The sequence below is a fragment of the Erwinia sp. JUb26 genome, assembly GCF_003751505.1.
Classification (GTDB): Bacteria; Pseudomonadota; Gammaproteobacteria; order Enterobacterales; family Enterobacteriaceae; genus Erwinia.
The window spans coordinates 135,492-148,930 of sequence record NZ_RJVB01000002.1; the positions used below are offsets into that span (position 1 = coordinate 135,492).

Genomic DNA, 13,439 nt, shown 5'->3' on the forward strand with positions numbered 1-13,439 from the left:
ACCAATCAATACCTCTGGGACTGCTATTGTCACCAGAAGCCGATCCTGAAACCAGCAAACAAAAGCAAATGAATGGCGCTAAATGCAACCAGTCATGACCGTTCGCTCATATCTTTACATATTGAACTGGCAGGATTTTTCCTAACCCGGGCTGTTAAGCGCATCCGGTGCGATGTTCATATGCTTCAACACCGGACCGATAATATTGCCAAACACCGGTGCCGCCACCGAGCCGCCAAAGTGATCGCCGGCGGTCGGGTGGTTAATCATAATCACCAGCGCCACCTGCGGGTTACTGGCGGGTGCCACTCCGGCGGTATAGTTGATATAACCCCCGTCGTATTTCCCGCTGTCGCCCATTTTTTCCGCCGTACCGGTTTTAATCGCCAGCCGGTAGCCCGGCACCGCCGCACGCACCCCGCTACCGCCCGGTAGCGCATCGCTCTCCATCATATGCACCACGGTTCTGACCGTATCTTCATCGGCAACGCGAGTGCCCAACACCGGTGGGGTGACCCGGGTGATCGACAGCGGGCGATAAACCCCAAAGGAGCCGAGCGTAGCGTATTCACGGGCAATCTGCAGCGGCGTCACGCGCAGCCCGTAGCCGAAGGAGAAGGTGGCGCGTTCGATATCCGCCCAGCGCTGACGGTGCAGGGGGAAATAGCCGACGCTTTCGCCGGTCAGCCCCAGCCCGGTGGGTTTGCCCAGTCCGAAGGACTGATAGGTATTCACCAGCACCTCGGCGGGCATCGCCAGTGCGATATGCGACACCCCGATATCACTGGATTTCTGCAGAATGCCGGTCATCGTCAGGCGCGACCAGTGGCCAACGTCGCGGATCAGGTGGCCGTTAACGCGATAAGGCGTGGTATCCAGCACCGAGTCTGGGCGAACCAGTTTACGGATCAGCCCTTCCATCACCACCAGCGGTTTTACCGTTGACCCCGGTTCGTAGCTGTCGTTGATGGCCGTGTTACGCATCTGCGCCGGTGATACCTTCGCAAAGTTGTTCGGGTTAAATGAGGGGTAAGACGCCATCCCGAGAATTTCACCGGTATCAATTTTAATCAGCACCGCCGCGCCGGAATCGGCCTTGTTCAGCAGCACGCCGTCGCGCAGCTTGCTGTACAGGGTGTACTGATCGAACTTATCAATACTCAGCTGCACCGTCGGCGGCTGCTGTGGCGGCTCGTAGTTAATCATCGCCACGATATTGCCGTTGGCGTCCTGGCGGTACTTCTCCACGCCGGGCGTACCCTGTAACACCTTATCGAAGCCTTTCTCCAGCCCGGTCAGCCCGTTGCTGTCCGCGCCGACGATGCCGATAAGCGGCGCGGTGGCCTCACTCATCGGATAAAAACGGCTGTCGTCATAGACCGTGGTAATACCGGACAGATGAAGTTTGGAGATATCTTTAGCAATACCCAGCTCGATTTTACGCCCCAGATACAGGAAGCGTCGGTTCGGGTTGGCATTGATTTGCGCGGCAATCTCTTCGGGGCGTTGTTCCAGCGCATTGGCCAGATACGCCCATTTGGGGCTGGTGAAATCAGGGTGCGCTTCCAGCACGCGCTGCGGATCGGCAATCACGTCGCGCGACGGCACGCTGAGCGCCAGCGCTTCACCGTTTCTGTCCAGAAGGGTTCCCCGGTTCGTCGGCAGAGTCACGGTTCGCAGCGAGCGTTCATCCGCCTCTTTTTCCAGCATGGGATGATTGATGAGCTGTAAATCGGCCACCCGCGCCAGCAGGACGCCGAGGCAGGTCAGCACGCCGACACAAACAAGACGGAATCGTACGGGATTGAACGTCGGGGCGGGCTGGGATTTCGCCAGCGATCTTTTCAAGGGAGGCATGTTTTTTCCAGTACAGGGTGCATGATAACTCTCTGGCTTTTATACAAAAAATGATTCGGAGTTAACAGGCAAACTGTGTTTCAGATCGTGATTGAGCGAGAGGAAAAGGCGCGAAGATCTGCCTAAAAAAAACGGACTTAAAATCAGTAAACTGTAAGAAAATCCTTAGATTACAGGCAAAAAAAACCTGCGCATCTGCGCAGGTCGGTGAAACAAAGCGATAAATACTTTTTGATGTTCACCCATCAATACCTCTGGGATCTGAACTGTATCAATCCGCTGTATCGGGTCGCTACTCAGGAATCGCAACAGTTACCCGCAAAATGTAACCAGCTATGTGATTTGTAGGGGTTTTAGCAATGTATCGCCAACATTCGGGCTACGCCGCCCCTCGTCACGCCACCTCAGCCAGTTTTCGAATCTCCACCAGGCAGCTCATGGCGTTTGGCCCCTGAGTCAGCGACGAGGTGCCGATATCCAGCGTCAGCACGTTCGGATTCCCGGCGCGATCGTAGTCTCGCCACGCTTTACCAAAACCGGGATCGAACCAGGCACCGGTGGAAATCAGCACCACGTTCTGGCTGACGCCTTCGGTCAGGCGGACACCGGCCTGAATGCAGCCACGATCGTTACTGACTTCAATCACATTGCCGTCGCTGATGCCCCGCTCAGCCGCATCCAGCGGATGCATCCACAGCGTTTCGCGCCCGGCAGTTTTATTGGCCTGCACCGTTGGCGTGGCATCCATCTGGCTGTGCAAACGGTCCCCGGGCTGAATCGAAATCATATGCAGTGGGAAGCGCTGCTTGATTTCCGCTCCCAGCCACTCGGCAGGTTCGCGCCATTCGGGATGCGGACCAAAGTCAGCCAGCTGATAGCCCTCAATGGTTTGCGAAAACAGCTCAATTTTACCGCTGGCGGTTTTAATCGGGCTGGCCACCGGGTTAGCGCGGAAATCGGCCATAAAGACCCAGTCTTCCTTCGGCAGTGGGATCTCCACGTGCCCTTCGTGCCAGAACGTTTCAAATTCCGGGAAGTCGATGCCCTTATTGTTGTGGGCCACGGCGCAGCGCTGATAGAGATGCTTGATCCACTCCATCTCATTACGGTTTTCGGTAAAGGTATCGCGATAGCCCAGTCGCTCGGCCAGATCGGCAAAGATATCGAAATCGTTACGCGCCTGGTGCTGCGGCGCAATCGCCTGATGCATCGCCAGCACGAAGCGGTCCTTGGACGATCCGCCGATATCATTGCGCTCCAGGGTGGTGGTCACCGGTAGCACGATATCCGCCATCTGCGCCGCAGGCGTCCAGACGATATCCTGCACGATAACCGTATCCGGGCGCTGCCAGCCCTCAACCAGCCGGTTCAGCTGCTGATGGTGGTGGAACGGATTCCCGCCCGCCCAGTGGATCAGATGGATATCCGGGTAGGTATGCGTTTCACCCTGGAAGGTGTATTCCTCGCCGGGATTGAGCAGCATATCGCTGATGCGGGCCACCGGGATCGCACGGTGCGCAATCGGGTTAACCCCGGTAGACATCAGCGGAGACGGGCCTTCAATGCGCGGGTTGCCGACGCTGTTCATTGAACCGTGACCGAAGGAGAAACCGGCACCCGGCAGACCAGGCTGGCCCAGCATCGACGACAGGGCAATCATCATCCAGTACGGCTGCTCGCCACGATGGGCGCGCTGAACGGAGTAAGAGCAGGTAATAAAGCTGCGCTTGCCGCACAGTTGCTTTGCCAGCAGCGCGATGCGCGCGGCCGGAATACCGGTGATCTCGCTGGCCCACTGCGGCGTTTTTGGCTGGCCGTCGCTTTCGCCCAGCAGATAGCTTTTCAGCTGCGGATAGCCGACGCAGTGGGACTGCAGGAAGGCATTATCCACCGCACCCAGCCGCTCAATTTCAAACCCTAACGCCAGCATCAGCGCCACGTCGGTGTTCGGGCGGATCGGGATCCACTCGGCGTTAATGAACTCCGGGCAGTCATCGCGCATCGGGCTGATGTTGATGACCGGCGTCCCTTTCGCCGCCAGCTGCTGCAGCGCCGGTTTCAGGCTGTGCTCGCCCGCGCCGCCGGAGGCCACCTGGGCATTTTTCAGCGCCAGTCCGCCAAAGGCGATAAAAATCTCACAGTGCTTCACCACATCAGGCCAGTCGGTAACGCGGCCGGTGAGCGGCATATAGGTACCAATCACATAGGGTAGAAAGAACTGCGCGGCGCCCCAGCTGTAGTTGCCCTGCTGGTCAATGCCGCCGCCGCCGAGGTTATAGAAGCGGCGCACCAGTGTGCGGGCATGGTTAACGCGCCCCGCCGACGACCAGCCGTAGGAGCCGTCAAAGATCCCGCTGGCGCCGTAGCGGTCGCGTACCCGGCGATTTTCTTCCGCCACCAGATCGAGCGCGGTTTCCCAGTCCACTGCAACAAAGTCCTCACGCCCGCGCAGGGTACGATCGCTTCTCTCGCGGGACTTCAGCCAGGAACGGCGCACCATCGGCTGGCGGATACGTTTATCCGAATAGACCAGTTCCGGAATGGTGTTGAGCATCGGCGACGGATCCTGGTCAGCGAAGAACGGGTCACAGCGCAGCAGTTTGCCATTCTCGACGACTGCACTGAAGGCACCCCAGTGGGCAAGGTGAGGTAATGTTTTTTGCGTCATTAAAGGATCCGGCCATCGTGTCGGTTTTCTGGAAACTCAGAATAGCATCGCTCAGTAATGGAGTGAAACCGTGTTCACTTTATCAGAACGAACGGCCTGCAATCGGGCGAAGTTAAAGAGGAAAATCCTCAGCTTTGCGACGCCCGGCGCATTCTCCAGGCTTGCAGTCACTGCGGCTTTCCGCAACACTACTGCAATGTAAACGCTTACCCAGAAAGGTTGGACCCTATGGCTACCATAAAGGATGTCGCCAGACTCGCGGGGGTGTCGGTAGCAACCGTTTCTCGCGTCATCAATCATTCCCCTAAGGCCAGTGAAAATTCGCGTCTGGCGGTGACTCAGGCGATGGAGTCGCTGAAATATCATCCGAATGCCAACGCCCGCGCGCTGGCGCAGCAGTCCACGGAAACCATTGGCTTAGTGGTTGGCGACGTTTCCGACCCCTTCTTCGGCGCGATGGTGAAATCGGTGGATGAAGTCGCGTGGAATACCGGTAATTTCCTGCTGATCGGCAACGGCTACCATGAAGAGCAAAAAGAGCGCCAGGCGATTGAGCAGCTGATTCGGCATCGCTGCGCGGCGCTGGTGGTGCATGCGAAAAAAGTCCCGGATGAAGAGCTGATTGGCCTGATGAAGCAGATCCCCGGGATGGTGTTGCTGAACCGCGTGCTGCCCGGCTATGAACAGCGCTGCATCGCCCTGGACGACCGCTACGGCTCCTGGCTGGCCACTCGTCATCTGATCCAGCAGGGGCATAAAAATATTGCCTTTATCTGCTCAACCCACTCTATTTCCGACTCCAGCGACCGCCTGCAGGGGTATTACGACGCGCTGAAGGAGCACGGCCTGCCCTGCAACGATCGGCTGGTGGCCTTCGGTGAGCCGGATGAAGTGGGCGGCGAAACGGCGATGACCGAGCTGCTCGGTCAGGGTAAAACCTTTAGCGCGGTAGCTTGCTATAACGATTCCATGGCGGCGGGCGCGCTGGCGGTGCTGAGCGACAACGGCGTGCGGGTGCCGGAAGAGATGTCGCTGATAGGCTTCGACGATGTGCTGGTATCCCGCTACGTCCGGCCGCGTCTGACCACCGTCCGCTACCCGATTATCACCATGGCACAGCAGGCGGCCACGCTGGCGCTGGCGCTGGCTCACGGCCAGCCGCTGCCGGAGGTGACCCATCTGTTTAGCCCGACGCTGGTGCGCCGCCACTCGGTCGGTACACCGGCCTGATACCTCGGTTCAGCGGCTCAGCGGCTCAGCGTCTGACGACAAAGGTTTAGAGTAAAGGTGCACGGTGGTCGCAGGATAGTCCAGCGCGTCACCGATATAGCGCCAGCCGAACTTTTCGTAGTAGCCCTTACAGGCGGAGTAGAGGTAAAGATTCTCGTCACCGCGCTGCCTGCAGCAATCGATGATGATTTGCTGCAGCCGTTCGCTGAGCCCCCTTCCACGCCAGCTTTCATCGACGTACAGCGCCGCCAGCCAGGGGAACAGGTCCTGGCGGCTGACCAGATCGCAGCGCCACAGCCCCACCGTTCCTACCGGGCGTTCGCCGTCGAGCGCGACGAAGGTGATCGGCAGGTCGCTACCGGCCAGGCTGCTGTCGATCACGCTGGCAAAGAAATCCCGACTCTCTTCGCTGCCAAACGCCTGCCACAGCCAGTCGATGATGATTTCGCGATGTTCGGTGGCGTCGGTGAGCGGGACGATGCGCAGGGTGGTCATGGGAAGGTTCCGGGATGATGGTTTTGAGTTCAGTAAATTACCACAGGGAACGGGGTTCGGCTTCTTTGGCTGATGGGGATAGGAGATCGGGATTACAGCACCTGCGGCTGCTGGGGTTGGGGGATCGGGGGACAGCCTCTGCGGCTGCCGGGCGGTCCTCGCGCCGCTTCGCGGTGCCTTCGGCTACGGCATCCGGCCGGCCGGACCGGCTAAGACGGGCGTCCTGCCCGGCTTAGCCTGACGCCTGCTTCCCTGCTGGCGTCTCCTGGCCTGATGCCTTCACCTCAGCGCTGCGGATTGCCCGTCATCCGCAGAGGCTGTCCCCCTTTAACACTTAGAGCCGCTATCTGCTAAAAACCACAGGCGAGTGTGCAATTTCCTGCCAATTAAAGACACCGCTAAACCGGCGGCACAGAACGGCTACTCCGGTCGAAGCATTCAAAAAGTCTTTGCCCCCAGGATACTTGAAACCGCTGTTTTCTAAAGCTGCACGCGAAACGAAGAGTTTAGCCACAGGCAACACGAAGCTAATGGCACAGACGGGTGGCTGCCCCGATCGGAGCATCCGCAGCGCTGAACGAAATGAGGAAGCCAGGATTCGGCCACACGGACGTGACCGAAAGGCACAGCCGGGCAGGACGCCCGTCTGTGCCGGTCCGTCAGGCTGACGAATGCAGTGAGGGCACCGCGCAGGCGGCGCGAGGACCGCCCGAACGGGGTAGCTACCCGCCTGCGTAAACACCGTTACGTCAGACAACATGGAGTAGCCACCGTCTGTGCATTCACCATCGCGCCAGACAGCACCAGCCGGATTTTAACGACTCATTACAGCTCCAGCGCCAGCAGCTCCGCCACGGTCTGCGCACGACGGATCTGGCGTGCCTGACCGTTCTCAAACAGCACCTCCGGCAGCAGCGGACGGCTGTTGTAGTTCGACGACATCGACGCCCCGTAGGCACCGGTATCGTGGAACACCAGATAATCCCCGACCTTCACCGCCGGCAGCGCGCGGGTTTCCACCTTGCCGCCTTCCTGCTGAGTGAATACATCGCCCGACTCGCACAGCGGACCCGCCACCACCGTCTCGACGGTATTCTGCTCGTCCAGCTGACGGCCATCGCCGGCAATCGCGGAAATATGGTGATAGCTGCCGTACATGGACGGGCGCATCAAATCGTTAAAGCCCGCGTCCACCAGCACAAAGTGACGGCTGCCCATCTCTTTCACTACCCGCACCTGACTGACCAGCACGCCCGACTCGGCGACCAGGAAACGGCCCGGCTCGATCTCCAGCTTCACCGGGTGCCCCAGGTGCTGTGCTACACGCTGGCGGGCGGCATCCCACAGGCCGAAATAGTGATCGGTATCGATCGCCTCTTCACCAAAACGATACGGAATCGACAGACCGCCGCCGGCAGAAATTGCTTCCAGATCCTGACCGAAGCTGACCACCTGATTTACCATCGCGTCGCACACCTGCTCCAGATGGCTGTAGTCCACGCCCGAACCGATATGCATATGAATCCCGACCAGCTTCAGCTGGTAGCGTTGAACCGCTTCCAGCGCCAGCGCCATATCGCCGAACCAGATACCGTGCTTGCTGTTCTCGCCGCCGGTGTTGGTTTTCTGGCTGTGGCCGTGGCCGAAGCCCGGGTTAACGCGCAGCCAGACAGGATGCCCGGCAGATACGGCACCCAGCTGATGAAGCATGTCAACGGAACCGGCATTAACCGGCACCTTCAGCTCCGCCACGCGGGCCAGGGTTGGCTCGTCCAGCAGATCGGCGGTAAAGACGATCTCGTCGCCGCCCGCCTGATAACCCGCCGCCAGCGCGCGCTCAATCTCACCCAGCGACACGGAATCGACCTTTACGCCCGCGGCGCGCATCAGGCGCAGAATATGAATATTCGAGCAGGCCTTCTGGGCAAAACGCACCACGTCAAACTGCTGCAGCTGGGCAATTCGCTGCTGAATAATGCTGGCGTCGTAGGCCCAGACCGGGCCGCCCGTCTGACGGCCTAAGGCTAAAAGATTGTCCTGATTCAGGGCGGTAGTGGTGTCGGTCAGCAGGCGTGGCATAAGGGTTCTCCATAAAGTTAGGGTTCTATTACGCCACATCTCTTTTCGGGATAAAAATATCTGTTTTATCGCAGTCTATTCATTCATGATATGGATTTACTGAACTGAATTTCCGTGGAGAGAGCGATGGCCGGAGTCTCCCTGCGCCACATTGAGATATTCCATGCCGTGATCACCTCCGGTAATCTCACCGAAGCGGCAGCAATGCTGCACACCTCACAGCCGACCGTCAGCCGTGAGCTGGCGCGCTTTGAAAAACTGATTGGATTACAGCTGTTTGAACGGGTGCGCGGACGCCTGCAGCCCACGGTTCAGGGCCTGCGGCTGTTCGAGGAGGTGCAGCGATCGTGGTACGGACTGGACAGAATTATCAGCGCCGCCGAGGGGCTGCGGCAGTTTCGTCAGGGCGAGCTTTCCATCGCCTGCCTGCCGGTTTTCTCCCAGTCACTGCTGCCGCTGCTGTGTCAGCCGTTTATGCAGCAGTACCCGGAAGTGAGCCTGAATATCATCCCGCAGGAGTCTCCGCTGCTGGAGGAGTGGCTATCGGCCCAGCGCTATGATTTGGGTCTGACCGAAACCAGCCATGCGCCCGCCGGGACCGAACGCAGCGCGCTGTTTACGCAGAATGAAGTCTGCGTACTGCCGCAGGATCACCCGCTGGCCCGCCGCGACTGCCTGACGCCGCAGGATTTTTCCGGTGAGAATTACATCAGCCTGTCGCGCACCGACAGCTATCGCCAGCTGCTGGATAATCTGTTTAGCGAACAGGGGGTACAGCGAAGGATGGTGATGGAAACGCACAGCGCGGCGTCGGTGTGTGCGATGGTCAGAGCGGGCGTGGGCGTATCGATTGTGAATCCGCTGACGGCGCTGGACTACGCCGACAGCGGAGTGGTGATGCGGCGCTTCAGCGTGGACGTGCCGTTCACCGTCAGTTTAATCAGGCCGCGCCACCGGCCCGCATCGGCGCTGGTTGATGCCTTCAGCCAGCATCTGCAGCAGCATATCGGCCTGTTCAGCCAGCGCCTGGAACGGCAGCTGAATTAAGCGCTGACCGGCTGACCCTGCGCACGGGAACCACGGAAGGTGATCAGGCAGATAATCAGGCCGATTGCCGCCAGCACCGCCGCAGAAACCGGAACCGCCGTCAGGCCGTAGCCGCCGCCGATGACAGCTCCGCCCACCCAGGCACCGAGCGCGTTACCGACGTTAAACGCCGAAATATTCAGCGTGGACACCAGGTTCGGTGCATCTTTACCGTGGCGAACCACGTTAATCTGCAGCGCAGGTACGGTGGCAAAGGTCGCCATCGCCCACAGGAACAGAGTGATTTCCGCCAGCCACAGCGCGTGAGAGGTCCAGCTGAACAGCAGTGAGAACACCGCAATTAGCGAGAAGCTGAGGATCAGGCTGAACGACACCCGCCAGTCCGCCAGTTTGCCGCCCAGAGTGTTACCCACGGTCAGACCGGCACCGATCAGGAACAGCGTCCAGCTGACGCCGCGATCGGTAATCCCGGTCACTTCCAGCAGCAGCGGCGCGATATAGCTGAACAGCGCAAACATGGCGGCGGCGAAGAACACCGTCATCAGCAGCGACAACCACAGCTTGCCGCTGCTCAGCGCACTGAATTCGCTGGCCAGATCCACCGGTTTTTCATCGCGGTTGGTCGGCAGGCTGACAATCAGGCCGATAAACGCCAGCACGCCAATCACCGACACGCCCCAGAACGTGGCACGCCAGCCGAACAGCTGACCGAACCAGGTGCCCAGCGGTACGCCAAGCACGTTGGCCAGGGTCAGACCGGTAAACATCAGCGCCACGGCGGACGCCTGTTTGCCCGGTGCGACCAGGCTTGCCGCCACCACGGCACCGATACCGAAGAAGGCACCGTGACACAGAGCAGTCACCACGCGGGCCAGCATCAGCAGGTTATAGCTGTAGGCCAGCGCGCAGAGAATATTGCCGATAATGAAAATCACCATCAGCAGAATCAGCGTACGTTTACGCGGCAGCTTCGCCGTCAGCAGCGCCATAATCGGTGCACCAATCGCCACGCCCAGCGCATAGCCGCTGATCAGCCAGCCCGCAGACGGGATCGATACCTGCAGATCGCGCGCGACCTCCGGCAACAGCCCCATAATCACGAACTCGGTGGTACCGATAGCAAAGGCGCTCAGCGCCAGTGCCAGTAATGAAACAGGCATTTCACACACTCCCAGGATTGTCAGAACTCAGCCCTCTACGTGGAGAGCCATTATCGTCAGGTGAATATTTTTTACGCGATACGCGACGAAGGTCACAGAACGACATTAAAACACAGGCGGGGAATCGCTTACAGCACGTCGCAGGCAAGGGTGTGTTGCCAAATTAGCAATAATTAACGTCAAAAAGCGATTTCCACCACGGGCGAAAAAAACGCCGAATATGAATGACATGGCGAAATAATCACCCACAGCAAACAAACACATAACACCAGCTAATGTTTTTTCCTGCGGAAAACTCCTGGTTTTTGGAAATTCCATACCATTTCATTGCGATCTTCCCCGTTGTCGTTAGGCTTATTGAGATCGTTAACAATATGAAATTACTGCTGTGGATAGCCGAAGGCGTTATGCAGAAACGCTTACTTCACCGGCTATCTTTTCAACTAATCATTGGGGAATATCGATGAGAGTGGTTATTTGCCTGCTAGCCGCCTGTCTGGGCGGGTGTTCAGTAGGGAAGTATCAGTACAGCAGTGAAGCTGAAAAACGGGTCGATATGACGGTAACCGGCATCCCTACGATCCTGGGGGCCGGGGCTCTGGGAACCACCATTCCGCTGACGGCGAACTACAGCCTGACGGCGGCTCACGTCGCCAAGCTCTCGCTTTACGAGGTGAAATCCTGGCACCCGGAGTGCGATCTGGCGGTGATTTATCACAAGAATGAGGGGCTGAAACAGGAACCCCGTTTCCGCAATGGTAAGATCGGCGACAAAGTGAATATGTACGGCTACAGCTTTATCTCCGCCATGCCGATGGCCTCCAGCGGGGTCAATCTGATTAATACCGGGCTGGTCAACGAATGGAATAAAAAACCCTGCGTGGTGGTCGCCACCAACGCCGGGGTGGTGCAGGGAATGTCGGGCGGCGCGGTGTATAACGCCTCCGACGATTCGATTGGTGGGGTGATCGTTGGCTATACCGACAGCGTTAACGATTTGAAAACCGGCAAGCCGCGCTACCGCGATGTCTCGCTGTATGTTCCCTACGCTCGCTTTAAAGACTGGCTGAATGATGCAGTGAAGTCCTGATCCGTCAGTCAGTCAGGAGCTCACCGCAGCATAAACTCTACCGCCGCCTCCGCATGGATGGCGGTGGTGTCAAACACCGGGACCGGGCAGTCGCTGGCGTTCAGCAGCAGCCCGATTTCCGTACAGCCGAAAATCACGCCCTCTGCGCCTCGCGCCACCAGGCCGTCGATAATCGCCAGATAGCGCGATTTAGACTCGGCGGTAAACCGCCCCTGGCACAGCTCATCGAAGATGATGCGGTTAATCTGCTGACGATCGGCTTCATCGGGAACCAGCGTGGTAATGCCGTGCTGCGCCAGCATCGGTCCGCGATAAAAATCCTGCTCCATGGTGTAGCGCGTTCCCAGCAGCGCGACCTGCGACATGCCCGCCCGCTTAATCGCCGCCGCGGTGCCATCGGCGATATGCAGGAACGGCAGGCCGCTCTGGTCAATAATCGGCTGCGCCACTTTATGCATGGTGTTGGTACAGAGCACGATCCCTTCGGCCCCTGCCCGCTTCAGCGCTACTGCGGCATCCGCCAGCATCTGCCCGGCTTTCTCCCAGTCGCCGCTGGCCTGGCAGGCTTCTATCTCGTGGAAGTCCACGCTCCACAGCACCAGCTTCGCCGAGTGCAGTCCGCCAAGCTCCCGCTTGATCCCTTCGTTGATCGCCCGGTAGTACGGCAGCGTGGATTCCCAGCTCATGCCGCCGATCAGTCCCAGTGTTTTCATTTCGTTCCTCAGTCCGCGTTATTCATCCTGTAACACAAACATACCAAACGGATGGATCTGGAGATAGAACTCGTCGCCCGGTGAAGGCTGAAGTTCGGTGGCGTTAACCTGCAACAGCAGTTGCTGCCCCTGCCACTCCAGCAGCACCTCGTACTGCGGCCCCATATAGGCGACTTTTTTAATCGTGCAGCGCTGGCTGGCATCGCCCTTTAATCCGAGGGTGATCGCTTCCGGACGCACGCCGACCGTACAGTGCTGCAGGCCCGGCGCAAACCCTTCCGGGCGCGGGATAGCGTAGCCAAAGATCTCCACGCGACTGTCGCCGATCTGCGCCTCGAAGATATTGGCATCACCCATAAAGCTGGCCATAAAGCGCGAAGCCGGGAAGCGGTAGAGCCGCTGCGGTTCGCCGATCTGCATAATCTGCCCCTTGTTCATCACCAGTACGGTGTCGGAAACAGCGAAGGCTTCGCTCTGATCGTGGGTTACGTACAGCGAGGTGATATTGAACTGCTGCTGCAGCTCGCGGATCTTCTCGCGCATGCTGCGGCGCAGGTTGGCATCCAGGTTGCTCAGCGGTTCATCGAACAGCAGCACCTTCGGCTTGAGGATCAGCGCACGGGCTAGCGCCACGCGCTGCTGCTGCCCGCCGGAGATCTGATCGACGTAGCGATCGGCGAATCCGGCCAGATCCACCAGCTCCAGCGCCTCTTCGACGCGGTCGCGGATCTCACCTTTCGGTTTGCCCAGCATCTTCAGCCCGTAGCCAATGTTCTCCCCCAGCGACATATGCGGGAACAGGGCGTAGGACTGGAACACCATGCAGATATCGCGGTGCTGGATCGAACGATGGGTTACGTCTTCCCCGTCGATGAAAATCTGCCCATCGCTGGGTTTTTCCAGCCCGGCGACCATTCTCAGCACGGTGGTTTTGCCGCAGCCCGAAGGCCCGAGCAGCGTTACCATCTCACCTTTCGGGATCGCCAGGCTGAGGTTCTCAATCACCGAGTTGCTGCCGAAGCGTTTGGCCACATTTCGCAGTTCTACAAAGCTTTTCTTTTCCTGGGGTTGTGCGAAGTTAGTATTCATATGCACCTTAA

At 58.8% G+C, this 13,439-nt stretch carries 11 protein-coding genes; 3 read left to right on the forward strand and 8 right to left on the reverse strand.

What is annotated here, in order from left to right; translation table 11 throughout:
- Positions 1-141: 141 nt before the first annotated feature.
- Positions 142-1,857, reverse strand: coding sequence for a penicillin-binding transpeptidase domain-containing protein (locus tag EC836_RS05745; protein WP_123331029.1), 1,716 nt, complete (start codon positions 1,855-1,857; stop codon positions 142-144).
- A 394-nt stretch (positions 1,858-2,251) separates the two neighbouring features.
- Positions 2,252-4,525: a molybdopterin guanine dinucleotide-containing S/N-oxide reductase gene (locus tag EC836_RS05750; RefSeq protein WP_123331031.1), complete on the reverse strand. Its 2,274-nt coding sequence runs from the start codon at positions 4,523-4,525 to the stop codon at positions 2,252-2,254.
- Between the two features lie 228 nt (positions 4,526-4,753).
- Here EC836_RS05750 and galR point away from each other — a divergent pair, with 228 nt between their 5' ends.
- A complete protein-coding gene (gene galR, locus EC836_RS05755; RefSeq protein WP_123331033.1) occupies positions 4,754-5,755 on the forward strand; it encodes an HTH-type transcriptional regulator GalR in 1,002 nt (333 codons plus the stop codon).
- Between the two features lie 9 nt (positions 5,756-5,764).
- Here the strand turns inward: galR and EC836_RS05760 are convergent, their stop codons facing one another.
- Both EC836_RS05760 and lysA read right to left on the reverse strand, forming a co-directional pair.
- Complete coding sequence (locus EC836_RS05760; protein WP_123332122.1) at positions 5,765-6,241, reverse strand: GNAT family N-acetyltransferase; 477 nt, start codon at positions 6,239-6,241, stop codon at positions 5,765-5,767.
- An 834-nt stretch (positions 6,242-7,075) separates the two neighbouring features.
- The gene (lysA, locus tag EC836_RS05765; protein WP_123331035.1) at positions 7,076-8,329 is read right to left on the reverse strand and encodes a diaminopimelate decarboxylase; all 1,254 of its coding nucleotides are present in this window, start codon (positions 8,327-8,329) and stop codon (positions 7,076-7,078) included.
- A gap of 126 nt (positions 8,330-8,455) precedes the next feature.
- Here lysA and EC836_RS05770 point away from each other — a divergent pair, with 126 nt between their 5' ends.
- The gene (locus EC836_RS05770) at positions 8,456-9,376 is read left to right on the forward strand and encodes a LysR family transcriptional regulator (protein ID WP_123331037.1); all 921 of its coding nucleotides are present in this window, start codon (positions 8,456-8,458) and stop codon (positions 9,374-9,376) included.
- On the opposite strand, the gene EC836_RS05775 is transcribed toward EC836_RS05770, so the two are convergent.
- Both EC836_RS05775 and EC836_RS24575 read right to left on the reverse strand, forming a co-directional pair.
- Positions 9,373-10,536, reverse strand: coding sequence for an MFS transporter (locus tag EC836_RS05775; RefSeq protein WP_123331039.1), 1,164 nt, complete (start codon positions 10,534-10,536; stop codon positions 9,373-9,375). The genes EC836_RS05770 and EC836_RS05775 overlap by 4 nt on opposite strands.
- A gap of 105 nt (positions 10,537-10,641) precedes the next feature.
- Positions 10,642-10,854: a hypothetical protein gene (locus EC836_RS24575; RefSeq protein WP_148050355.1), complete on the reverse strand. Its 213-nt coding sequence runs from the start codon at positions 10,852-10,854 to the stop codon at positions 10,642-10,644.
- Between the two features lie 145 nt (positions 10,855-10,999).
- Here EC836_RS24575 and EC836_RS05785 point away from each other — a divergent pair, with 145 nt between their 5' ends.
- Positions 11,000-11,626, forward strand: coding sequence for a serine protease (locus EC836_RS05785; protein WP_123331043.1), 627 nt, complete (start codon positions 11,000-11,002; stop codon positions 11,624-11,626).
- 20 nt (positions 11,627-11,646) lie between these two features.
- Here EC836_RS05785 and EC836_RS05790 read toward each other — a convergent pair whose 3' ends face one another.
- Together EC836_RS05790 and fbpC are read right to left on the reverse strand one after the other, a co-directional pair.
- Positions 11,647-12,339 carry an amino acid racemase gene (locus EC836_RS05790; protein ID WP_123331044.1) on the reverse strand — a complete coding sequence of 231 codons (693 nt, stop codon included), beginning with the start codon at positions 12,337-12,339 and terminating at the stop codon, positions 11,647-11,649.
- Positions 12,340-12,357: 18 nt separating this feature from the next.
- On the reverse strand, positions 12,358-13,428 hold the full coding sequence (gene fbpC / locus EC836_RS05795) for a ferric ABC transporter ATP-binding protein (RefSeq protein ID WP_123331046.1): 1,071 nt from the start codon (positions 13,426-13,428) through the stop codon (positions 12,358-12,360).
- Positions 13,429-13,439 lie beyond the last annotated feature (11 nt).

Bases quoted from the DNA above. Each gene is read 5' to 3' on its own strand.
- EC836_RS05745 (WP_123331029.1), bottom strand. From the start codon at position 1,857: ATGCCTCCCTTGAAAAGATCGCTGGCGAAATCCCAGCCCGCCCCGACG.
- EC836_RS05750 (WP_123331031.1), bottom strand. From the start codon at position 4,525: ATGACGCAAAAAACATTACCTCACCTTGCCCACTGGGGTGCCTTCAGT.
- galR (WP_123331033.1), top strand. From the start codon at position 4,754: ATGGCTACCATAAAGGATGTCGCCAGACTCGCGGGGGTGTCGGTAGCA.
- lysA (WP_123331035.1), bottom strand. From the start codon at position 8,329: ATGCCACGCCTGCTGACCGACACCACTACCGCCCTGAATCAGGACAAT.
- EC836_RS05770 (WP_123331037.1), top strand. From the start codon at position 8,456: ATGGCCGGAGTCTCCCTGCGCCACATTGAGATATTCCATGCCGTGATC.
- EC836_RS05775 (WP_123331039.1), bottom strand. From the start codon at position 10,536: ATGCCTGTTTCATTACTGGCACTGGCGCTGAGCGCCTTTGCTATCGGT.
- EC836_RS24575 (WP_148050355.1), bottom strand. From the start codon at position 10,854: ATGGAATTTCCAAAAACCAGGAGTTTTCCGCAGGAAAAAACATTAGCT.
- EC836_RS05785 (WP_123331043.1), top strand. From the start codon at position 11,000: ATGAGAGTGGTTATTTGCCTGCTAGCCGCCTGTCTGGGCGGGTGTTCA.
- EC836_RS05790 (WP_123331044.1), bottom strand. From the start codon at position 12,339: ATGAAAACACTGGGACTGATCGGCGGCATGAGCTGGGAATCCACGCTG.
- fbpC (WP_123331046.1), bottom strand. From the start codon at position 13,428: ATGAATACTAACTTCGCACAACCCCAGGAAAAGAAAAGCTTTGTAGAA.